Genomic DNA, 22,286 nt, shown 5'->3' with positions numbered 1-22,286 from the left:
TTCTTTTATTTAGTTAGAAGATGCTCTGTCCATTCCCTCGCTTGCTCGATTTCGTCCATCGTCAACTGATGACCTGTTACAGTTAGCTGAATCGTCACATTTGCTTGGCGTGTTTCGAATTGATCGGCCAATTCTTTAAAGGAAGCAGGGGAAACGATTGGATCGTTATCACCATAAGAAAGCCAGACGGTTTTATCCTCTAATGTGGAACGGCTTTGATGGACACCTAGAGACATTGGATGGAAAAACAACCCTTTATTTAGCATGGTCTCACGCTCCAATAATAAATGAGCAGCGATGTTTGCGCCATTTGAATAGCCGACAAGCAGCCAATCGCTTAACGGTATCTGTTCTGTTTCGCTGATATCTTTGATTTTTTCATGGAGCTTATCTGTTTCTTTTTCCAAACTGTCCAGGTCGAATTGATTCAATCCATTACGCTTGAAAAAACGATTCATCCCATCTTCTTGGACCGTGCCACGAAAAGAAAGCAACGTACTGTTTGGTGCAAGAAAGTGAGCGATATCCAGTAAAGAATGTTCATCGCCACCTGTGCCATGAAGTAAGATCAAATGCTTGCCACTTGTTCCTTTTTCAAAAATGTAGGACATTTTGTTCCCTCTTTTCTGTTTCTATAGATGCAAATGAAGTGGCATGAAGAGATTATTCACGTTTTTTATTTGCGTCACTTGTATCGAAAGGACGGACATAGGCTTCAATGGCTTCACGACGTTCTTCTAAGAATGGAGGAAGAGATAGTTTTTCTCCAGCGGATTCTGCTGGTTCATCTTCAAGGAATCCAGGACCGTCAGTTGCTAGTTCAAACAGTACGTGATGAGCGGCTAGGAAGTACTCAGATTGGAAATAGAAACGATCGACGAAACCAGAATTTGGCAATTCAATCTTATTGATTACTTGAATCCAGTATTCCAATGCTTCTTTGTCTGCTACACGCAATGCTAAGTGATGGATATTTCCAAATCCTTCGATTGCTTTTGGCAAGTCTGTCCGATGTTCAATAATGATGCTTGCACCATTTCCGCCTTCACCGATTTCAAATAAGTAGAAATCTCCTGAATGGTCTGTTTCTTTGAATCCTAAGATTTTTTCAAGAATCAAGCGGATATGCTCTAATTGACTGACACGGACAAAGACAGGTCCAAGTCCTGTGATTGCAAATTCTGTCGGTACATTGCTGTTTTTCCAAGGAACGCCAGCTGCTACACCTTGATTGTTTTCGTCAGAGATCAATTGATAATATTGATTATCAAAATCTTCAAACTCGATATATTTTTTGCCGAAACGTTCATTGATTGCTGAATGAGCGACATCATATTTTTCAAATCGTTCCAACCAAAAGTCTAATGCAGCGTCACTTGGCACACGGAAAGAAGCACGAGAGATCGTATCTGTTCCTTTTTTTCCTTTTGGCTGATTTGGGAAATCAAAGAAAGTCATATCTGTTCCTGGTGCACCAGTATCATCTGTAAAGTAAAGATGGTAAGTTTCGATGTCATCTTGGTTAACGGTTTTTTTGATTAAGCGCATTCCTAAAATATCTGTAAAAAAGCGGTAGATTTTTGTTGCGCTAGATGTCATTGCTGTAACGTGGTGAATTCCTCTGATTTGTGTATCCATGATAAATTTCCTCCTGTTGACTTACAAAAAGTAAGTAATTAATTTAGACATAGTATAGAGGGTGCATCTTTATTTTGCAATTAATTTGTCTTCTAAAGTATCAGGAAGGAATCAAGAATGAAAAGAGGAGGAACGGATCAATAAAATAAAAAAACTTACGACTAGCTGTATCGATTTCAAACAAACTAGCTTTAAAAAACTAACTTTAGAATCATTACGGGTGGTCATAAGTCTTTTTATGATTAGATGGAAACGAGCTTCTGAAAGTACTTGGTAAATGTTATTCAAAAGATTGTATCTGTGACAATCAATCGACTCAAAACTAAGCGACTTTTTCACAACCTCTGATTCACGGTGTTCAAAAGCCAGTTTCTCGGTAGTAAGTCAAATTTATGCAAAAATGAGGAAAGCCATTTTCACAAAATTTTTCTTACTACTCGAAACTAAGCGACTTTTTCACAACCTCTTTGGTTAAGTTGAACGCACATCCAGCACAGAATAGTTCCGAACATCAAAACGGTTTCGGCTGGAAGAATATTCAATCGGCTGGCCATCTTTGAGATAGACGACTTGCTGAACTTCCAGTACAGGATCGTTTTCTGCACAGTTCAAATATTGCTGATCATATTCATCACTTTTATCTGCAGAAATAGCACGATAAGCCCCTGCAAAATGGACATTCAATTCTTGATGAAGATGATCATAGATAGAGGCTAACAAATGTTCTTTTTTTAAACCCGGCACAAGATGGACTGGCATAAAGGTATGCTCTAAAACATATGGCTCGCCATCTAAGATCCTTAACCGGTGAATATTGTAGACAGGTTGCTCGGCATCGATCATCAATCGTTCTTGGATATATTGATTAGGGAATTCAACATCAAAATGAATGATTTGACTCTTCAAAGAACGATTTCTGCGTTTCATTTGGAGGCTCAAACCTTCATACTCGTTAGCGGGCGATGTGTCTTTTTGCATGAATGGATGATTCAAAATTTTCGTTCCTGATCCTCGCTGCGAATAGACAAGTCCTTCCATCGCTAAGATATTGATGGCTTTTTTGATTGTCATCCGGCTCGCACCAAATTCTTTTACCAAGTCCACTTGATTAGGCAAAAAACTATCGGGAGGATACTCTTTTGAACGGATTCGTTCCCTTAAAATATTTGCGATTTCTTCGTATTTTGGCACGTTATTCACCTCTTCTAGAGTATAACGAAAGATTATGCTTCCGACAACTCGAAGTAGCATCTGGAACATTGTTTATTCGAAAAAAGAGGATATGACAAGTTTCTTGTCACATCCCCTTAATGATCCATTAAGCAATATCTAAATCTGGTTGTTTATCTAATACTTTCAAGAACGGGTACCAGATAAAGGCAACGATGATAAAGTCGATGACTTGCAGCATACCACCAAGCCATGAATTTGTTGCTAAGACACCGCTTGCAATGATTGGCACAGTCCATGGAACTGAGACGCCAGTTGGTGCAGGGACAAGTCCAGCAGCCATTACCAAATAATTGAACGTCGTTACGATTAGAGGCGCTACGACCCAAGGAATAAGGATTGTTGCATTCAATACGATTGGTAGACCAAAAATCGCTGGTTCATTTACATTGAAAATACCAGGTGCTAAAGCTAATCGACCAACATCACGATACTGTTTCTTTTTAAGAACAAAGGCCATCAATAAAACGACAGCTAAAGTCATTCCAGAGCCACCAATACCAACAGTGAAGGTTTCCATGAATGGTTTTGTGATGATGTGCGGTAATTCTTTTCCATGTTGATAAGCTTCTAAGTTATCAAGCATCAGTGTATTCCAAATCGGGTCCATTACAGAGTTGACGATGATTTGCCCGTGAAGTCCGAAGAACCATAAGAATTGGACAAAGAACAAAGCAATCAATGTTGCAGGTAAACTACTTCCCAAACCAGTTAATGGTTTTTGGATCACTTCATAAACGACATCATGTAAGTTAGCATTGAAAATACCAGTCATCACAGCGTTGATTACTAAGAAAACAGTTAGTGTGACTACAGCAGGGATCAAAGCGGCAAATGATTTTGTTACTGCAGGTGGAACTCCATCAGGCATTTTGATCTGCCAACCGCGTTTCGTGATTCTGCAGTAGATTTCTCCAGCCAAGAAAGCAGCGATCATTCCAATGAACATTCCTTTTGCGCCAAGACGATCAAGTGAAAGAACACCAGTTACATCTTCACCACCAACGGTTTTCATTGCAAAAGGCGTAAGAATCAAGAAGCTGGCAAAAGACACGGCACCACCGAAAATACCTTCAACGTCATAAGATTTTGATAAATAATAGCCGATACCAAAAGTAACAAAAACCGACATGATGCTCATTGTTGCATTTTGCCCATTACCGAATAAGTTCGATAAAGTTCCCTTTGTTGCGTCACTGAAAAAAGGCAAGTTATTGATAACGACAACAATCGAACCGAACATTGTTAAAGGGAAGGAAAGCATAAACGCATCCCGTAAAACTGTAAGGTAACGATTTTGCCCTAATAAATTAGCTAAGGGCATGATTTTCTCAGAAAGCTTGTCCATAAAACCGTTCATTTTTATTCACCTCAAATTTATTTGCAATCGATTACATACAAAGTATAACGCCGAATATTTTAAATGTCTAGTCATTTTTATAAAAAGTATTGATTTATTTTTTTAGGTTCGTTATGATTACGATATCAAGAAGAAAAGAGAGGAAGTACAAAATGAAAACCTACACATTTCCAGAAAATTTTTGGTGGGGTTCTGCTGCTAGCGGACCGCAAACAGAAGGAAGAGTAAGTAATGACGGGAAAGGAGAAAATATTTGGGATCATTGGTATACATTAGAGCCTGAAAAATTCTTTAATCAAGTAGGACCTGAAAAAACTTCGCAAGTTTACACAAAATACAAAGAAGATGTTCAGTTAATGAAAGAAACTGGCCATAACACATTTCGTACATCTATCCAATGGAGTCGTTTGATTCCAGAAGGGACAGGTGAAATCAATCAAAAAGCTGTTTCTTTTTATCGAGATTATTTTACTGAATTGCTGAACAATGGTATCGAGCCTTTTGTAAATCTTTACCATTTTGATATGCCACTGTCCTTGCAAGAAAAAGGCGGATGGTTATCAAGAGAAACGGTTGACGCTTATGTTTCTTATGCAGCCGCGTGTTTTGAATTGTTTGGAGACCTAGTCAAAAAATGGTTTACTCATAACGAGCCAATCGTGCCTGTAGAAGGAGGCTACTTGTATCAATTCCACTATCCAAATCATATCAATATGAAAGAAGCGGTCCAAGTAGGCTATCATGAGAATTTAGCAAGTGCAAAGGCAATCAAAGCCTACCATGAAGGTTGTCATGATGGTGAGATCGGAATCATCTTGAATCTGACACCAAGTTATCCGAGAGATGAAACGAACCCAGAAGATGTAAAAGCGGCGAAGATCGCTGACGCATTCTTCAACCGATCATTCCTTGACCCTGCAGTGAAAGGCGAGTTTCCACAAGAGTTGATCGAGATTGTCAAAACATTGGGGATAATACCTGACATTCATGAAGGAGACTTAGAACTCATCAGAGAAAACACAATTGACCTGTTAGGAATCAATTATTATCAGCCTCGTCGGATCAAAGCAAAAGAAACACCGATCAATCACGAACAAAGCCCCATGCCAGATGATTATTTTGATAATTACGACATGCCCAATAAAAAAATGAATCCATATCGTGGATGGGAAATTTACGAAAAAGGCATCTATGATATTTTAACGAATACAAGAGAAAACTATGGTAATATCAAATGCTATATTTCTGAAAATGGGATGGGAGTCGAAGGAGAAGAACGTTTTGTTAACAGCGAAGGCATGATTGAAGATGATTATCGGATCGAATTTGTGACGGATCATTTGAAATATGTCCATCAAGCAATCCAAGAAGGAACGAATTGTGTGGGTTACCACATGTGGACATGTATGGACAACTGGTCATGGACAAATGCTTACAAAAATCGCTATGGCTTTATCGCTGTTGACTTGGAACAAGACGGCAAACGCACGATTAAAAAATCAGGTCGCTGGTTTAAAAAGGTCTCTGAAAAAAACGGATTTGATGCCTGATATTTTTTGATAAAACGTTCACAAAATGTTTGTCCTAACACTGTAATCGTGCTACACTAACAGTGAAGGAGGCGTTTACAATGGTAGACACTTATCGCAATATTTTAGTAGCAATTGATGGTTCTGAAAAGGCAGAAAAAGCATTTCTTGAGGCAATCACGATTGCCAAACGAAATCAAGCAACGTTGCACATCCTGTATGTCAATGAAGTAACAGGCAATTACTTTGGTGATTTTGCATTTGTTACAACAAGCCTGCAGGAAGAATTGGATGAGGTTGCGGAAAATCAGATGAAAGAACATCGAAACTTGGCAATCGAAAAAGGCCTGACAGATATCGAGACATATGTTCTTTACGGTTATCCAAAGACACTGATCGCTAATTTCCATGAATCGAAAGAACCAATCGATCTGATTGTCATGGGGGCGACAGGTCTGAATGCGGTAGAACGTGCACTAGTAGGCTCCACTACTTCCTATGTAGTCAACCACGCATCATGTAACGTCATGGTTGTAAAATAAATTAAGGGAACAGAAAGCAAAAAAGCATAACGCTTCTTTTGCTTTCTGTTCCTTTTTATTTTTTGCAAAAAATTACTTTACCTGATGAAGTAATCATGCTATGCTGATTACAACGACAGATGGAGTAATATGGAGGAAAGAACATGATTTCAAGTGATGGAATACGCGGATACAATGATGCGATTATTTTATCGATCCTTAACAAAAACGATTCTTATGGATACGAAATTTCTAAAACGATCCGTGAGAGGACAAATGATTCCTATGTAATCAAAGAGACGACACTTTACTCCGTTTTTGCCCGTTTAGAAAAGAATCAATTGATTGTTTCGTACCCTGGTGAAGTGACCCATGGAAAAAAACGGACCTATTATAAAATCACTGAAATAGGACGTAATCTTTTAGAAGAAAAAAAGCAAGAGTGGCTGACGACGAAAGACGTGGTCGATCAATTTTTGGAGGGAAAGTAAATGGATACAATCCGTAACTATTTAGAAAGTCTTTTTATCGGAGTACCCCGAAGTACCGAGATAGAAAAGCTGAAAGCTGATCTGTTGGCAAATATGGAAGATCATTATCATGAATTAATGGGAGAAGGGAAAAATGAACAAGAGGCCATTGGTACAGTCATCTCGACATTTGGTTCAATCGATGAATTATTAGAAGAATTAGATGTCAAAAAAGAAAATCCAAGTCCCGAGACAGAATCAAATTCAGCTTTGATTTATTTAAGTGAAGCGGAAAACTACTGGAAAGAATACAGAGCAGCAGGTCTTCAAGTAGCGTCAGGTGTCCTATTCACTTGTTTATCCTTTGCAGGATTTCTGTTCTTTTGTTCAACAGGCTATGCATTCATGGGTGTTTCTTGTCTGATTTTCGGTATAGCATTAGCTGTCGGTTTTTTCATCGCTTCTGGTATGAAAATCACCCGCTTAAATCACTTTTTGTATAATAGAAAAATACCTGAAAAAGTATTAGCAGAAGCAAAAGAAAAAGAAGAAGCGTATCAGCGAAGTTTTGGCTTCTCGTTGATTGCAGGAATCGGATTATGTATTTTTTCACTTTTCCCACTTTTTGCTTCGATTTTGTGGTATATGGATGGTAGTATCGGTGCCTCTGGATTTTTTGTTACCGTAGGAACGGGTGTCTTTTTGATTATTTATGGCAGTCTTGTCCGTCATTCTTATCGTCAGTTCACTCAAAGCACTTATTCGTGGTAAGTGTGCGCAAATTTGAACACCGTGAGTCAGAGGTTGTGACAGAAGTAGTTAGCTACAAGAATTAGCTTCAAGAAATTTTGGCTTATTTTTCGTAGAAGCTACTTCTGGAACACTAGTTATTCGAAAAAATGACTGTGACACTTTTTTGTCACAGTCATTTTTATATAGAATAATTTAAAAATTCATCATCTAACTCCATAGAATTGTCTAAATCGCTTACCCACGTGAAATCGTTATAGACAGATTTGAGCTGGCTTCTGCGCCATTGAACAGGGATAAAAAGACGCATACTATCTTCATTGAACCCGACTAATAATTTTTTTCCGTCAGTAATGATAGGACGTTGCAACAAAGTAAAATGTGAGACGATTAAATCGACAAGTTCTGAGGTCGTACATTGGTCGATTTGATCTTTTAAATTTTTATAATCAATCGAGCGTTTAGCTAATAGATCGTCAAATCCGTTTTCTGTTAATGATAATAAATAAAAGATTTCTTTTCTGGTTAAAGGCTGTTTAGGCGTGAAAATTCGTTCTCTGTAAGGCATTTGATGGTCTTTCAGCCAATTTGCCATCAGATGGTAACTATGTGTACGAGAAGAATAGATCGTAAGCATAACAAAACTCCTTAAATTTTCCATTAATTTGTTCGATCTGTTGAGATAAATAATAGGTAAGGAGCTGAGCACAAGCGTGAAACAACCCAAACATCAATAGAAATAACTTTCTAAAGTCTTAAATTTGCGACGAGAAACAACTAGACTAATAGAAGGAATGTCTCAGCCATTTGGCTTCCTGTTTGTTTTTCTTGCTTATGCTGCAGCTCCTCGGGAAAGGGTTCTAACAATTTGAAGAAGGTTGATGATTGATCTAGTTTCAATTGTGTGAAATTTGAAATCTGGTGTTTTTACTAGATGAATCATCTAACAACTATGATTATAACTTATAGAACTGTTGTTTTGCATTCTGTTTTGTTATAGTTGTTATAAAGTTTTATTTTATTACAGAACCTATTTAGTTAAGAGCGTATAGTTAAAAGTTAAAATTGCTGATTCACATAGAGTTTATGACTTCTTGGAAATTCTTTTTCAATCAGTTTTTTCATCTGTTTATGAAATTCTTTTTTTTCAGTAAACATAAAGGTTTGGGTATCGTAACCTTCTTCATGTAGGAAATAGATTATTCCTTTTTCTGTGTTTTGCGTATAAGCTTTTATACTCCTGTCTTTTTTGAAAGAACAGATCGTATAGTTTTCTATTTGGTCTGGGAGACGTTTGATTTTCTTCAAAATGACTTTTTTATCCTCAAGTTTCATTTTTTCACCTGACTTTATTTTTTATCATATGGAAATCATAGCGCCATTGGTTATATGAAAACAAGAAGGATACTGAAATATATATAAATCGAATAGCGGGTATTTGTTATTAGAATAACTAGTCCAAATAAATGACAACTATTTTCTGATTTATTACAAATGTTTTTTCAAATAAATTTGATTACCAAGAAAAGGTAGTGGTATATTTACTGAGGGATACTTTGAAAAACATATGATAGAAACAGTAACAGCATCATGAAAAAATTTTTTTATAAAAATGGAGGGATTGATTTGATGGAAGAACAGTATGTACAAGCAATGACGATCGCAGGATCAGATAGCGATGGAAGCGCAGGGATGCAAGCAGATATGCATACATTCTTTACAAGAAGTGTTTACGGTGTTTCTGTCATGACCGCATGTGTTGCAGGAAATTCTTACGGAATCGGAGCAAGTGTGACCTTGCCAACCGATTTTATCGATAAAGAATTTGAACTGATTGCAGAGGACTTTCAAATACGTGCAGCTAAAACAGGTATGCTAGCAGATTCAAATTTGATTGAGACAGTTGTAAAAAATTATCAAAAATATGATTTTGGTCCATTAGTCGTGGATCCCGTGATCGTAACGAAACATGGAAATCTTTTACTAGAAGAATCTGCTTTACAAAGCTTGAAAGAAAAACTTGTCCCTTTGGCAGAAGTACTGACACCTAATTTTTACGAAGCAGAAAAGCTGACTGGACGGACATTAGCAACTGAAGAAGATTTTGTGCAAGCAGCAAAAGAACTGCAAGATATGGGTGCGAAAAACGTCATGATCAAAGGACATCATGCAAAAGATGCGCAGCAAGAAACAGTCAACGACTACGTATTGCTTGAATCAGGAAAATCATTTTGGCTGAATGCGCCATTTTATCCTACTGACCGGATCAATGGAACTGGCGATTCGTTATCTGCATGTATTGCAGCCGAATTAGCTAAAGGAAAAACAGTAGAACAAGCAATCCGATTGGCAAAAGACTATGTAAACCGTGCGATTCGTGAAGAAATAAACGTAGGGCATAAATATGGACCAATCAATCATTGGGCAGCCGGTGAATTAGAGTAAAAGAAAGAGGTTGTGAAAAATTCGCTTAGTTTCGAGTATTAAGAAAAATTTTGTGAAAATGGCTTTCTACATTTTTGCATAAATTTGGCTTAATACCGAGAAACTGGCTTTTGAACACCGTTTACCAAGAGGTCGTGAGCCTGCCGTCCAGCTCCGAGTCATAAGGAACAAGTTCAAAAAACAGCTTCTCATGTTTGATGAATATTGTGACTTGTGATCGAGGAGTTGGCAGGAGAACACCGTTTATTCGGAAGAAGGGACTGTGACAAGATTTTTGTCACAGTCCCTTTAACCTTAGTATATTTTTCTCTACTTGAATGGAAAAATTATAAGATTGGAGAAAACAATCGAGAAATTTGTTGTTTGAATAACAGCCAGTTAGACATTTCCTTCACTGTTTCAGTTGTCATTGGTGAACAATGTGTCTCATCTTCTTTGAACTGAGTAGCAAGCTCTTCTAAAAACTCAGGATCGTAAATGACAGCACTTGTTTCAAAATTCAATCGGTAGCTACGAATATCTTGATTTGCTGAACCTACCATGCAGATTTCATCATCCATTATTAATGTTTTTGCATGGAGGAAGCCATTCTCATAGACAAGGATCTGTACATTTTCCTTGATGAGCTGACGAGCATAATATTGTGTTGCTCGATAAATAAAAGGATGATCCGGTTTATTGGGGATCATGATTTTCACATCGACACCAGAAGCAGTTGCGATTTTCAAAGCAGCAATGACACTTTCATCAGGAACGAGGTAAGGTGTCTGTATCCAAACACGTTTTTTAGCAGAAGTAATCAATTTGATAAACGAAAGCTTGATTTGTTCTCGTTCGTTATTTGGTCCGCTTGAGACAAGCTGGATGGACGTATCAGCAAGTTTGGATTCATCTCGATCGGCTTTTTTAAAGAAATAATTCAAATGATAGCCGACCTTTTTTTCTTCAGACACTGAAACGTTCCAGTCTGTTAAAAAACGAAGTTGAAGCAAAGAAGAAGCAGCACCGAAAATTCGTATATGCGTATCACGCCAATAACCGAATTTTTTTGTCGTATTTACATATTGATTGGCAATATTGAAACCACCGGTGTAACTGATCTTTCCATCGATCACAACGATTTTTCGGTGATCATGGTAATTCAATCGGAAACGAAGCAATGCTTTTTGCGAGGTAACAAATGTATGGACATGTCCACCATTTTTGATTAGACGATTGAAATCTTTTGCTTTTGTGCCATGGGAGCCAAATGCATCATATAATATACGAACTTCTACGCCTTCTGCGGCTTTTTCTTCTAAAACGCGTAAGACTTGCTGACCGATATTATCTGTCACAAATGCGTAATATTCGATATGGATCGAATGTTTGGCTTTTTTTAGATCTTGAAGCAGTGAATCTAATTTCTTTTGTCCGTCTGTGAGAAGAGTGACAGAATTCATTCTTGTCAGCGGCATACGATTTAATGAAGAGAAGAAGTCGACAAATTGTTGTTTGTCTTTGTCGCCCATGTCAGGATCGTAATGTTCAATGGTATCTCCTCTAAAAGACTGAAAGTTTTCTAATTCTTTCAAGTCACTTTGTCGGAGATAGAATTTTTTCTTATCCGTTAATCCACGTCCGAAAAATAAATATAATACAAAACCCACCCCAGGAAGGGCAAACAATACTAAGAGCCATGCCCAAATAGCTGCTACATCTCGGGGTTTAATCAAGATCGCCACTAAAGCAATAAGTGCATTCAATAGATAAAGGGCGGATATAATACTAGATACCACAAAAATGTTCCTCCTTACATACAATAACATTAGTATAGCATGATAGAAGAAAGAAGCCTACCAAGGTGAATATACTTTTCACTCTTTTCATGAAAATGTAGGTAAATCGGGCTAAAGTAGTTGCTTTTTGTAGTTTAATAAGGTAGGATATTATTACAGTTGAATATCTCCTTAGGGGAGTAACCGGCAACATTTTGTTGCGATAATATCAACAGTAAGTTAACCAAATGGTTTTCTGGTATTGTATGAAATGGTGAGACCTAAGACAAATGCGCATTTGTCTTAGGTCTCTTTTTTTTCAGACAGGACTAGGACCGAGATCAAAAAATGGGGGATGAAATTTGGAAAACAAGGAACAAGCACAACAAGCGGTCTATAAAGAAACGATCGATTCGTTGATGCAGCAAACGCAGAGCTCAACCGATGGATTGAGCACCACGCAAGCGAAGGAAAAATTAGAAAGAGATGGCTTGAACCAGCTAAAAGAAAAGCCGAAGAAGCCAACTTGGAAATTGTTCTTAGAAACCTTCAAAGATGCAATGGTTATCGTATTGCTGATTGTCGCACTTATTCAGATGGTCATGGGAGACTACATCGAATTCTTAGTTATTTTTGCAGTGTTGATGTTGAATTCTATCATCAGTGTTGTCCAAACAAAAAAAGCAGAAAGTTCTTTAGAGGCATTGAAAAATCTTTCAGCACCTGATGCTCGAGTGATTCGTGACGGTAAAGAAAAAACGATTCCGGCAAACGAACTTGTCGTAGGGGATATCGTGTTGTTAGACGCAGGCGATTATGTACCTGCTGATGGACGATTACTGGATGCAGGTTCATTAAAAGTAGATGAAGGCATGCTGACAGGAGAGTCGACTTCCGCAGAAAAAGAAGTAATGGATATCACAAGTACTGTTCCAATCGGTGATCGTACGAATATGGTATTCAGTGGAACAATCGTAACTTACGGACGCGGTAAATTCTTAGTGACTTCAACTGGGAACAATACGGAGATCGGACAAGTTGCTGGTCTTTTGGAATCAACAACTGAGCAAGTCACTCCGTTACAACGAGGTCTGGATAAATTCAGTAAAAAACTAAGTCTGGCTATTTTGGCATTATCTCTATTGATTTTAGGTATCCAATTGTTCCGTATTTATCTTGGAGAAGGTACAGGAGATATGACTGCAGATATCGTGAGTGCAGTGATGTTTGCCGTAGCCGTAGCCGTAGCTGCTATTCCAGAAGCATTACAGTCTATCGTAACAATCGTGTTATCTTTGGGAACGAATAAAATGGCGAAACGTCATGCCATTATCCGAAAACTTCCAGCAGTTGAGACACTTGGCTCGACAAGTATCATCTGTACAGATAAAACTGGTACATTGACACAAAACAAAATGACAGTTGTTGACTACTTTTTAGGGAATGGCGATACTGGAGATTTCACAAACGATCCTTCAAAGTGGACAGCTGACGAACGCCGTTTGATTGAAATCAGTGTCTTAGCGAATGATGCATCGATCAGTGAAGACGGTACTAAATTGGGCGATCCTACGGAAGTAGCGTTTATCGATTTTAGTGAAAAACTAAACCAGCCTTATCAGGAAATTCGAAACAACTACCCAAGACAAGCAGAACTTCCTTTTGACTCAGATCGAAAATTGATGTCTACTGGACACACGATCGATAACGAAAATTACTTATTTGTCAAAGGTGGACCAGATATCGTCTTCCAACGCAGTAAAAAAGTATTACTGAATGGCGAAGTTGTTCCGATGACGGATGAATTGATGAAAAAATTCCAAGAGCAAAATGAAGCTTTTTCAACACGCGCATTACGTGTACTAGCTTTTGCTTACCGTCCACTTGATAATTTTGATTTATCATTTGAAGATGAAGATGATTTGATCCTGGTTGGTTTGCTTGCTATGATCGATCCTCCACGTGCTGAAGTCACTCAAGCGGTGACAGAAGCAAGAAGTGCAGGAATCAAAACGATCATGATCACTGGTGACCACAAAACAACAGCTGTTGCTATCGCAAAACAAATCGGGATTTTTGAAGAAGGAAACTTAGCTCTGACTGGAACGGAATTAGATGAATTAACAGAAGATCAACTAAACGAAGTTTTAGAAAAAGTGACCGTTTATGCACGTGTTTCTCCTGAAAATAAAATCCGTATCGTTCGTGCTTGGCAAAATAAAGGTCATATCTCCGCTATGACAGGTGATGGCGTAAATGATGCACCAGCATTGAAACAAGCAGACATCGGGATTGCTATGGGAACTGGTACAGATGTGGCAAAAGATGCAGCAGCGATGGTATTGACGGATGATAACTTTGCTTCTATTGTCAGCGCAGTAGAAGTAGGACGTAACGTGTTTGATAATATCAAGAAAGCTATTTCTTATCTATTTGCCGGAAACTTAGGTGCGATCATTGCGATCATCTTTGCCTTAGTTGCTGACTGGTCCAATCCATTTACAGCATTACAACTGCTGTTCATCAATTTAGTCAATGACTCACTGCCAGCGATTGCATTAGGTACAGAAAAAGCAGAACCCGCTACGATGAACCGTCCGCCAAGAGATCCAAATTCAGGAATCTTTACGGACAAAACATTGATTTCTGTAACGTATCGTGGTGTACTGATTGGGATTGCTGTTATCTTCGCTCAATGGCTTGGCATGCAGCATTCACCTGAATTCGGTGTAGCTATGTCATTTTCAACATTGATTTGGTGTCGGACACTGCAAACATTCCCAGCACGTTCAAATACACAAACAGCTATCCAAGCAGGGTTCTTCTCTAACAGAAGTGTCTTACTAGCTGTAGTTGTATGTAGCGCGCTTTACTGCTTAACAATGATCCCAGGACTGAAAGAAGTCTTCTCTATCCCATCAGCATTTGGATTGACAGAAGTCTTTACATGTATGGGGATCGCTCTTGTGACAATCATCTTGATGGAAATCACGAAATTGATCATTGTACGAGTACAAGGAAATAAATAAAACGAATCAAGGAGGTAGTGACAGAAGTGGTCAGCTTCAAGAAATAAGAAGGAATGTACGAAAATTGCTTCTCAAATTTTTGTGGCATTTCGGCTTATTTCTGAAGAAGTTACTTCAGGAACACCGTGTATCAGAGGTTGTGAAATCAGCGTTCTGATCTGAGTATTAGCTCAACAAACGGAAAAATAGTTCCTCATATTTTGCCGTTTGTTGAGCTAATGCCGAGGGTCAGCTGATTGAACACCGTTTATTCGGAATAAGGGACTGTGACACGACGTTTGTCACAGTCCTTTTTTATTTATAATAGACGGAAAGTAAAACATTTTTTTATTCATCAAAAGAGATATAATAGATGAAAGAGGAGAACAATTTATTCTGAAAAGTGAAAACATCTAACAAAAATCAAAAAGTAAGAGGGATTCAAATGAATGAAAAAGAATGGGATGATTTTGCGGAAGAATATTATGAAATCCAGCAAGAATCACAAACAACTATTGCAGAAGATGTAAGAGAATATCTGAAGTCGGAGAAAGTCCTGCCTGCTGAAATAGTAGCAGATGTTGCCGGAGGATCTGGCAGATTTATTTCTTTAGCAAAAGAAGTTAATCACTACGATTTGATCGATTTTTCTTCAGGAATGCTAGCAAATGCAAAAAAAGAAGCAGAGAAAATTGACTTGTCAAATGTTTCCTTTATCAAACGATCATTAGAAGAATTTATCCAATCCAGTGAGACATATGAAGTGGTTTTTACAGCAGCGAACCCAGCTTTGACACATCCCAATCAATTAGAAAAACTGATGAAAAAGGCAAGCAAATGGTGCGTGATAATGAGAGTAGTGGAATCAATCGATGATGTTTTTTATCCTATCGAAAAGCAACTAGGAATGATAGAAGAAGATCCTAATACAACCCCATTTATCATGGATCAATTTGAATCATATTTAATTGATAAAGGAATCAAAGTAAAGAAAAACGATTTTACTTATTTTGCACAGGAATCAATTACTGAAGAGTGGATGAAGATGTACTATGAAGATTACGCAAAAGATCCTGTTGTGACTAGATATATTCGCAAACTATTCAGTGAAAAACAAGAAATCATCAGTACGACTAGGTTGACCTATCGATTGCTTCTCTGGTCCAAGGACAAAAAAAAATTCCCCCACATTTCGTGAAGGGATCTTTTTTATGCGTTTATTATATTTTGTAATAACGAATATCATTTTCAATTTTTGTAATCGAGAAAGGTACGTCTGATGTATATTCTGCGCTTTCTCCATGTTCAGGAAGCGATTCGCTGAAAATCATTTCATATTCGTCAACAGAGATTCGTTTTCGAGAATCCAGCATCTCTTGATGAGATTGTGCGAAGAGATATTCTTGATAGTTTTCCTCCAGATAACCTGTAAAAAATTCACTTACTGCACCAGAACCGTAGCTGAATAAACCAATGCGGTCTCCTGGCTGCAATGATTTCGAATTTTCCAGTAGAGAAGTTAGTCCAAGGTATAATGAACCAGTGTAAAGATTACCGATTCGTCGGCTGTAACGAATGCTTTCTTCATAGCGAGCCAGTAGCCGTTCTTGATTTCCTTCATCTGTTTGGTCTAATACGCTTTGCAATGCTTTTTTTCCCATCTTCGTATATGGGATATGGAAAGCAATCGCTTGATAATCTTCGAGTCCTCGACCCGATAATTCTTTATGTCGATTCCAAACTTTTTGGAACGATTCAATATACGTAGAATTAGACAAAGGTCCATCGACAACAGGAAATTCACTGTAATCTGGACGCCAGAAATCATAGATATCTTCTGTCAGAAATACGCTGTCGTCTTCGATCGATAAAATACGCGGATTTTGAGTAATCATCATCGCAACAGCACCGACACCTTGCGTCACTTCACCCCCGCTTGCCAAGCCGTAACGAGCAATATCACTTGCTATGACTAGTACTTTTCGTTCTGGATGATTTTTGACATATTCTTTTGCCATGTGCAAAGCTGCGGTGCCACCGTAGCAAGCTTCTTTTACTTCAAAAGAACGAGCAAAAGATTGGATTTTTAGTAAATGGTGGATAATTACCGCACTCGCTTTTGAATGGTCAATTCCGGATTCTGTTCCGACGATGACCATGTCGATTCGCTCACGGTCTTTTTCTGTCACGATCTTGCTGGCAGCATTTGCCCCTAGTGTAATGATATCTTCATTCGCACGATTGACTGCCATTTGGTCTTGACCAATACCGATATGATATTTTGCAGGGTCATCTCCACGGCTTTCTGCTAAATCTGTCATATCTAAATATAAATTAGGAATAAAAAAGGAAAGACGATCAATCCCTATTTTCATTTCAACACCTCTTTACTCATGATAAAAAACTTACTTTACTAAAGTATCATAAAAAGATTAAAAGAAATATAAAAAAGCGAATATTTAAGGATTGTTAAAATTTAATCTTAGAAAAAAACAACTGGAACAAGAGCTATTTGTTTTTATAGCAAAGAATGGTATATTTTTGTAGGAGGTGGCTTACTTGAAAGAAGTCGTAATGATAGATGCTGCAAGAACGCCAATAGGAAAGTATCGCGGAAGTTTAAGTTCATTTACTGCAGTTGAATTAGGCACACTTGTGACCAAAGAATTATTAGATAAAACAAAACTGAAAAAAGATAAAATAGATCAAGTAATATTTGGAAATGTCCTGCAGGCTGGTAATGGTCAAAATGTTGCTAGACAAATTGCTTTGAACAGCGGTATCCCAGTGGATGTCCCTGCAATGACAATCAATGAAGTTTGTGGATCTGGTATGAAAGCAGTGATTTTAGCACGCCAGCTGATCCAATTAGGTGAAGCAGAGCTTGTGGTAGCCGGCGGAACAGAGAGTATGTCACAAGCACCTATGCTGAAACCCTATCAGTCAGAAACAAATGAATATGGCGAACCAATTTCCAGTATGGTCAATGACGGATTGACTGACGCATTTTCAAATACACATATGGGATTAACCGCAGAGAATGTGGCAACTCAATTTTCTGTGAGCAGAGAAGAGCAGGATCGTTATGCCTTGGCATCCCAGTTGAAAGCAGCTCAAGCTGTTGAAGCTGGCGTATTTTCTGAGGAGATCATTCCGGTCAAGATTTCTGCTGAAGACGTGTTATCTGAGGATGAAGCAGTTCGTGGAAATAGTACATTGGAAAAATTGGGTACATTACGTACAGTATTCTCGGAAGAAGGAACAGTAACAGCAGGTAATGCTTCTCCATTGAATGACGGTGCCTCAGTGGTGATCCTTGCATCCAAAGAATACGCAGAGAATAATAATCTGCCTTATTTGGCAACCATCAAAGAAGTAGCGGAAGTTGGTATTGATCCAAGCATCATGGGAATCGCTCCAATCACAGCCATTCAAAAATTGACAGATAAAGCAGGAATAGCTTTACCAATGATCGATCTTTTTGAAATCAATGAAGCATTTGCGGCTTCATCTATTGTGGTCAATCGAGAACTACAGTTAGATGAAGAAAAGGTCAATATCTATGGAGGAGCAATCGCATTAGGACATCCAATTGGGGCAAGCGGTGCACGGATTTTGACCACGTTAGCTTACGGATTGCTTCGTGAGCAGAAGAGATACGGTGTTGCTTCATTATGTATTGGTGGAGGTTTAGGCTTGGCAGTCTTGTTAGAAGCGAATACGGAGCAAACACGTGAGGATTTGCAAAAAAAAAAGTTCTATCAGCTCACGCCATCTGAACGGCGCAGTCAATTAGTCGAAAAAGGTGTATTGACACAGGAAAATGCACTGATTTTTGAGGAACAAACACTTTCTGAAGAGCTCTCAGATCACATGATTGAAAACCAAGTGAGCGAAGTGGAGATCCCAATGGGCATTGCACAAAATTTCCAAATCAATGGCAAGAAAAAATGGATCCCGATGGCTACAGAAGAACCATCTGTTATTGCAGCTGCAAGCAATGGCGCAAAAATCTGTGGAGATATCTGTGCAGAAACACCTCAACGGTTGATGCGTGGACAAATCGTTCTATCAGGAAAATCGGAGTATCAAGCAGTGATCGATGCAGTGAATCATCGAAAAGAAGAACTGATTCTTTGTGCAAATGAAAGCTATCCTTCCATCGTGAAACGCGGGGGCGGTGTTCAAGATATCTCTACACGGGAATTTATGGGAAGTTTCCATGCCTACCTATCTATTGATTTTTTAGTGGATGTAAAAGATGCAATGGGTGCCAACATGATCAACTCGATTCTTGAGAGTGTAGCAGACAAATTACGGGGATGGTTCCCTGAGGAAGAGATTCTATTCAGTATTTTAAGTAATTTTGCTACAGAATCGTTGGCTTCTGCCTGTTGTGAAATTCCCTTTGAACGCTTAGGGAGAAGCAAAGAAATTGGTGAACAAATCGCTAAAAAAATCCAACAAGCAGGGGAGTATGCGAAGCTGGATCCTTATCGTGCAGCGACGCATAATAAAGGAATCATGAATGGTATAGAAGCTGTAGTAGCAGCTACAGGAAATGATACACGTGCGGTAAGTGCTTCGATCCATGCCTATGCGGCAAGAAACGGATTATACCAAGGATTAACAGACTGGCAGATTAAAGAAAATAAACTAGTTGGGAAGTTAACGGTACCTTTGGCTGTGGCCACAGTAGGCGGAGCTTCTAATATCTTGCCAAAAGCTAAAGTATCCTTAGCTATGCTAGATGTTGATTCAGCCAAGGAACTAGCACAAGTAATGGCTGCTGTAGGGTTAGCTCAAAATCTTGCTGCTTTGCGAGCATTAGTTACAGAAGGAATCCAAAAAGGACACATGGGGCTTCAAGCTCGTTCATTAGCGATCTCAATTGGGGCAGTTGGTGAGGAAATCGAGCAAGTTGCGCAAAAATTACGTGAAGCAGAAAAGATGAATCAGCAGACAGCTATACAACTATTGGAAAAAATCCGGGAAAAATAAAAGAACAATATCTTTAGAGGAATAAAGCAAGATTTGCAGTTATTTTAGTTACTGTAGATCTTGTCTTTTTTTCTTTTACGAGAAAAATGTGTTCATTGTTAAAATATATTTCTAGCTATAATTAGGTGTGCGCACAAAATAGAAAAGAATGGAGAACTTATGAATAAGAAAAAATTTACTGTACTATTGTGTATTTGTTTCGGTTTATTTTTACTAGGATATAAAACACCAATGTCTTATGCACATATAAATGGTGGAGATTGGTCGGCACGTACATATAATCGGTATTGGATGAGTGAATTAAATGATAATGTACGTCTTTCAGAATTATCTATTCCAGGGACCCATAATTCAGCAACAGGAACGTTCTCAGGTATAGCAAGTGGATACGTAAAGACACAAAGTATCGATATCCGCAAGCAGCTTGACAATGGAATACGTTTTTTAGATATACGTGCGCGTGCTATTGATGGTGCTTTTACGATGCATCACGACAGGTACTATCTAAACCAGAATTTCGGTGATGTACTTAATAAAACAGTGGCCTTTCTTCGTGACAATCCTGGAGAAGTAGTCTATATGAGATTGAAACAAGAATACAGTAGTGTAAATGACCATACATTCAACCATATTCTTAATACAAGATATTTACAAGATAGTCGTTGGAGAGATTACTTTTATTATGGAAATGCTAATCCGACTCTTAGAGAGACACGAGGAAAAATCGTCATTTTTTGTAATTTCTTGGGAAATAATGTCGGAATCCCTTATCCGTCAAGTTTTGATATACAAGACTATTGGAATCCAGTGAATCCAAATGATAAACGGTGGGCCGTCGAGCAACAATTCGACAAGGCACACCAAAGCAGAGGAATAAATGGTGTCAAATATATCAATTATCTAAGTGCAAATGGATTTTGGAATGGTGTATTGGGATACGCAGATGTAATCAATCATTTTTCTTTTTACCGGATAATAAATAGAAATATCAAACATACGGGAATCGTACCTATCGACTATCCAAGTGAGTGGCTCGTTAATTCCATCATCGATATCAATCATCGTTTATTGAAAGACCGTGAAAGCAAAGGGAAATACGATGGATATATCACTTCTATCCAATGTGAAGCAGATACCTCAAAAGTTGTGGATTGGAATCAAGGAAATAACAGAGGAATCATTTACCATAACGCTGGGAGTAGAAATCAAAAGTGGTACTTAGATTATGATGTTGCGAGTAAAGCATACATATTGCGAAGTCAACGTAACAGGGATCATGTGTTAGCAGAAAATAGTTCTTTTGGTATAGATGTAACGAACCAGCCAAGTATACAAAATCGTGCAAGATGGCGATTGTTATCGTCTGGGCTAGAGCATATGCTAGGAGATGTGTATTATTTGCAAAATGCTCATAGTAACCGAATACTAGAAGTAAGAGATGGCGTATACAACAATAATCAAGAATTGATTACTGCGCCAGTCGCTCATATACAAAGACAACGATTTGTGATCCATAGAGAAGATTGATAAAGAAAATCAATCATAGCGAATTCATTAATTGTTGATCATTAGTTATTTATTCAACGGAACGAAATAATAAAAAATACTATATGACTATAAAGAAACCGCTTGGCATTTGTTTAACCTACCAAGCGGTTTTTTATTCAACCAACGGATTAACTTCAACAGTTTCTACAGTTGAATGTTTCTATCTTTCCGTAATCGCTGTCGCTGAAAATTGTTCAATTAAAGGAATCAAAGCCAATTTGACTTTGTATTTTCGTTCAAGTGCTTTTTCGATGGCAAATTCATTTTCAGCAGTCATAGAAATAGTTGCTAACTTACGAGGTTCATCGGCATTTTTTTCATAAATAACTACTTCTTGTTCATTTTGTTCTGTGTAAAATTTAGGATACTCAGCAACAGCTTTTGAAAAATCAGCAAAACTTAAAGCGGCATTCGTATCAGTTGAGCGTGTATTTTCAGTTGTGTCCGCTTTTGGTTCTTCCACTTTTTCTTCTGGCACACTGACTGTTTCTTCTGTCACTGGTGTTGCAACGGCTTGTGCAGTTGGTTCATCGTTTTTCAAACGTTGATCATTCCAGTAAGATACGATCTCAATAAGAAGATTGTCACGGAATCGTTCGAAAATACCGTTTTCTCCTGAACGGATCCGCTTTAATACAGTATTGAAATTATCATCGATAGGCACATTGATTCGTGTATCTTCATTTGTTTTTCCAGCTAATCCGATCGTTAAGATTTGACGGTTTTTGGGATCAAGCATGACTTGTAATGGCAAACCATAACGTCTCAAGCTTTCATTTTCTAGAGAACGGAATAACTGTCCTCTTACACCATCCAATGAAGGACGGAATTGATTTAATAATTTTTGTTTCTGTTTTTTCTTCATATGTTCTCTCCTTCGCTCATACCCTTTCGATTATAAGAAAAAAAAAGCCAAATGAAAAGGAGTAATGCAAAAAAACTTGCGTATACGCAAATTACAACAGAAAAATTTGCTTATTTTTCCATTTTTTGAAAGAAAAATAAAAAAATGGAACAGGTTATGTGGAT

Annotated in this window: 18 protein-coding genes; 9 read left to right on the top strand and 9 right to left on the bottom strand. The window is 38.0% G+C overall.

Annotation, left to right across the window (positions count from 1 at the left end):
- Positions 1-5: 5 nt before the first annotated feature.
- From FTX43_RS12670 to celB, 4 genes are all read right to left on the bottom strand, one after another.
- Positions 6-611, bottom strand: a complete 606-nt coding sequence (locus FTX43_RS12670) for an alpha/beta hydrolase (protein ID WP_087062995.1) — start codon at positions 609-611, stop codon at positions 6-8.
- 52 nt (positions 612-663) lie between these two features.
- On the bottom strand, positions 664-1,638 hold the full coding sequence (locus FTX43_RS12665; RefSeq protein WP_049142556.1) for a ring-cleaving dioxygenase: 975 nt from the start codon (positions 1,636-1,638) through the stop codon (positions 664-666).
- A 471-nt stretch (positions 1,639-2,109) separates the two neighbouring features.
- Entirely contained in the window at positions 2,110-2,829 is a 720-nt protein-coding gene (locus tag FTX43_RS12660) for a GntR family transcriptional regulator (RefSeq protein WP_002309645.1), read from the bottom strand.
- A 127-nt stretch (positions 2,830-2,956) separates the two neighbouring features.
- Entirely contained in the window at positions 2,957-4,228 is a 1,272-nt protein-coding gene (gene celB, locus FTX43_RS12655; protein WP_002309644.1) for a PTS cellobiose transporter subunit IIC, read from the bottom strand.
- 152 nt (positions 4,229-4,380) lie between these two features.
- Here celB and FTX43_RS12650 point away from each other — a divergent pair, with 152 nt between their 5' ends.
- The 4 genes from FTX43_RS12650 (at position 4,381) to FTX43_RS12635 (ending at position 7,519) form a co-directional block, all read left to right on the top strand.
- A complete protein-coding gene (locus FTX43_RS12650) occupies positions 4,381-5,778 on the top strand; it encodes a glycoside hydrolase family 1 protein (protein ID WP_002309643.1) in 1,398 nt (465 codons plus the stop codon).
- An 80-nt stretch (positions 5,779-5,858) separates the two neighbouring features.
- Entirely contained in the window at positions 5,859-6,299 is a 441-nt protein-coding gene (locus FTX43_RS12645) for a universal stress protein (protein ID WP_002289467.1), read from the top strand.
- A 143-nt stretch (positions 6,300-6,442) separates the two neighbouring features.
- Positions 6,443-6,769, top strand: coding sequence for a PadR family transcriptional regulator (locus tag FTX43_RS12640; protein WP_002291828.1), 327 nt, complete (start codon positions 6,443-6,445; stop codon positions 6,767-6,769).
- Positions 6,770-7,519: a permease prefix domain 1-containing protein gene (locus FTX43_RS12635; RefSeq protein ID WP_002313902.1), complete on the top strand. Its 750-nt coding sequence runs from the start codon at positions 6,770-6,772 to the stop codon at positions 7,517-7,519.
- A gap of 160 nt (positions 7,520-7,679) precedes the next feature.
- On the opposite strand, the gene FTX43_RS12630 is transcribed toward FTX43_RS12635, so the two are convergent.
- Positions 7,680-8,135, bottom strand: coding sequence for a Spx/MgsR family RNA polymerase-binding regulatory protein (locus FTX43_RS12630; RefSeq protein WP_002316150.1), 456 nt, complete (start codon positions 8,133-8,135; stop codon positions 7,680-7,682).
- Positions 8,136-8,557: 422 nt separating this feature from the next.
- The gene (locus tag FTX43_RS12625; protein ID WP_002309639.1) at positions 8,558-8,833 is read right to left on the bottom strand and encodes a hypothetical protein; all 276 of its coding nucleotides are present in this window, start codon (positions 8,831-8,833) and stop codon (positions 8,558-8,560) included.
- Positions 8,834-9,127: 294 nt separating this feature from the next.
- Here FTX43_RS12625 and thiD point away from each other — a divergent pair, with 294 nt between their 5' ends.
- Positions 9,128-9,943, top strand: coding sequence for a bifunctional hydroxymethylpyrimidine kinase/phosphomethylpyrimidine kinase (gene thiD, locus FTX43_RS12620; RefSeq protein WP_002309637.1), 816 nt, complete (start codon positions 9,128-9,130; stop codon positions 9,941-9,943).
- A 326-nt stretch (positions 9,944-10,269) separates the two neighbouring features.
- On the opposite strand, the gene cls is transcribed toward thiD, so the two are convergent.
- Positions 10,270-11,751, bottom strand: coding sequence for a cardiolipin synthase (gene cls, locus FTX43_RS12610; protein WP_002348259.1), 1,482 nt, complete (start codon positions 11,749-11,751; stop codon positions 10,270-10,272).
- Positions 11,752-12,062: 311 nt separating this feature from the next.
- On the opposite strand from cls, the gene FTX43_RS12605 reads away from it, so the two are divergent.
- Both FTX43_RS12605 and FTX43_RS12600 read left to right on the top strand, forming a co-directional pair.
- On the top strand, positions 12,063-14,729 hold the full coding sequence (locus FTX43_RS12605) for a cation-translocating P-type ATPase (RefSeq protein WP_002316153.1): 2,667 nt from the start codon (positions 12,063-12,065) through the stop codon (positions 14,727-14,729).
- A 424-nt stretch (positions 14,730-15,153) separates the two neighbouring features.
- Positions 15,154-15,906 carry a class I SAM-dependent methyltransferase gene (locus FTX43_RS12600; protein WP_047928013.1) on the top strand — a complete coding sequence of 251 codons (753 nt, stop codon included), beginning with the start codon at positions 15,154-15,156 and terminating at the stop codon, positions 15,904-15,906.
- Between the two features lie 22 nt (positions 15,907-15,928).
- Here the strand turns inward: FTX43_RS12600 and FTX43_RS12595 are convergent, their stop codons facing one another.
- A complete protein-coding gene (locus tag FTX43_RS12595) occupies positions 15,929-17,083 on the bottom strand; it encodes a hydroxymethylglutaryl-CoA synthase (RefSeq protein WP_002309630.1) in 1,155 nt (384 codons plus the stop codon).
- Between the two features lie 184 nt (positions 17,084-17,267).
- Here FTX43_RS12595 and FTX43_RS12590 point away from each other — a divergent pair, with 184 nt between their 5' ends.
- Together FTX43_RS12590 and FTX43_RS12585 are read left to right on the top strand one after the other, a co-directional pair.
- Complete coding sequence (locus tag FTX43_RS12590) at positions 17,268-19,709, top strand: hydroxymethylglutaryl-CoA reductase, degradative (protein ID WP_080491747.1); 2,442 nt, start codon at positions 17,268-17,270, stop codon at positions 19,707-19,709.
- Positions 19,710-19,868: 159 nt separating this feature from the next.
- Positions 19,869-21,236, top strand: coding sequence for a phosphatidylinositol-specific phospholipase C (locus FTX43_RS12585; RefSeq protein WP_073490516.1), 1,368 nt, complete (start codon positions 19,869-19,871; stop codon positions 21,234-21,236).
- A 181-nt stretch (positions 21,237-21,417) separates the two neighbouring features.
- On the opposite strand, the gene FTX43_RS12580 is transcribed toward FTX43_RS12585, so the two are convergent.
- Positions 21,418-22,122: a hypothetical protein gene (locus FTX43_RS12580; RefSeq protein WP_002344122.1), complete on the bottom strand. Its 705-nt coding sequence runs from the start codon at positions 22,120-22,122 to the stop codon at positions 21,418-21,420.
- Positions 22,123-22,286: the final 164 nt, after the last annotated feature.

Origin of the sequence: Enterococcus sp. DA9 (assembly GCF_008000875.1) — a bacterium.
Lineage (GTDB): Bacteria > Bacillota > Bacilli > Lactobacillales > Enterococcaceae > Enterococcus_B > Enterococcus_B lactis.
The sequence above is the reverse complement of the archived record's forward strand: the minus strand, read 5'-3'. Positions and strand labels throughout refer to the sequence as shown.

What these genes read in the sequence shown, in the direction of transcription:
- FTX43_RS12630 (WP_002316150.1), bottom strand. Translation starts at nt 8,135, where the DNA reads ATGCTTACGATCTATTCTTCTCGTACACATAGTTACCATCTGATGGCA.
- FTX43_RS12625 (WP_002309639.1), bottom strand. Translation starts at nt 8,833, where the DNA reads ATGAAACTTGAGGATAAAAAAGTCATTTTGAAGAAAATCAAACGTCTC.
- FTX43_RS12585 (WP_073490516.1), top strand. Translation starts at nt 19,869, where the DNA reads ATGAATAAGAAAAAATTTACTGTACTATTGTGTATTTGTTTCGGTTTA.
- FTX43_RS12670 (WP_087062995.1), bottom strand. Translation starts at nt 611, where the DNA reads ATGTCCTACATTTTTGAAAAAGGAACAAGTGGCAAGCATTTGATCTTA.
- FTX43_RS12665 (WP_049142556.1), bottom strand. Translation starts at nt 1,638, where the DNA reads ATGGATACACAAATCAGAGGAATTCACCACGTTACAGCAATGACATCT.
- FTX43_RS12580 (WP_002344122.1), bottom strand. Translation starts at nt 22,122, where the DNA reads ATGAAGAAAAAACAGAAACAAAAATTATTAAATCAATTCCGTCCTTCA.
- cls (WP_002348259.1), bottom strand. Translation starts at nt 11,751, where the DNA reads ATGTTATTGTATGTAAGGAGGAACATTTTTGTGGTATCTAGTATTATA.
- FTX43_RS12600 (WP_047928013.1), top strand. Translation starts at nt 15,154, where the DNA reads ATGAATGAAAAAGAATGGGATGATTTTGCGGAAGAATATTATGAAATC.
- FTX43_RS12635 (WP_002313902.1), top strand. Translation starts at nt 6,770, where the DNA reads ATGGATACAATCCGTAACTATTTAGAAAGTCTTTTTATCGGAGTACCC.
- FTX43_RS12650 (WP_002309643.1), top strand. Translation starts at nt 4,381, where the DNA reads ATGAAAACCTACACATTTCCAGAAAATTTTTGGTGGGGTTCTGCTGCT.
- FTX43_RS12595 (WP_002309630.1), bottom strand. Translation starts at nt 17,083, where the DNA reads ATGAAAATAGGGATTGATCGTCTTTCCTTTTTTATTCCTAATTTATAT.
- FTX43_RS12640 (WP_002291828.1), top strand. Translation starts at nt 6,443, where the DNA reads ATGATTTCAAGTGATGGAATACGCGGATACAATGATGCGATTATTTTA.
- FTX43_RS12645 (WP_002289467.1), top strand. Translation starts at nt 5,859, where the DNA reads ATGGTAGACACTTATCGCAATATTTTAGTAGCAATTGATGGTTCTGAA.
- celB (WP_002309644.1), bottom strand. Translation starts at nt 4,228, where the DNA reads ATGAACGGTTTTATGGACAAGCTTTCTGAGAAAATCATGCCCTTAGCT.
- thiD (WP_002309637.1), top strand. Translation starts at nt 9,128, where the DNA reads ATGGAAGAACAGTATGTACAAGCAATGACGATCGCAGGATCAGATAGC.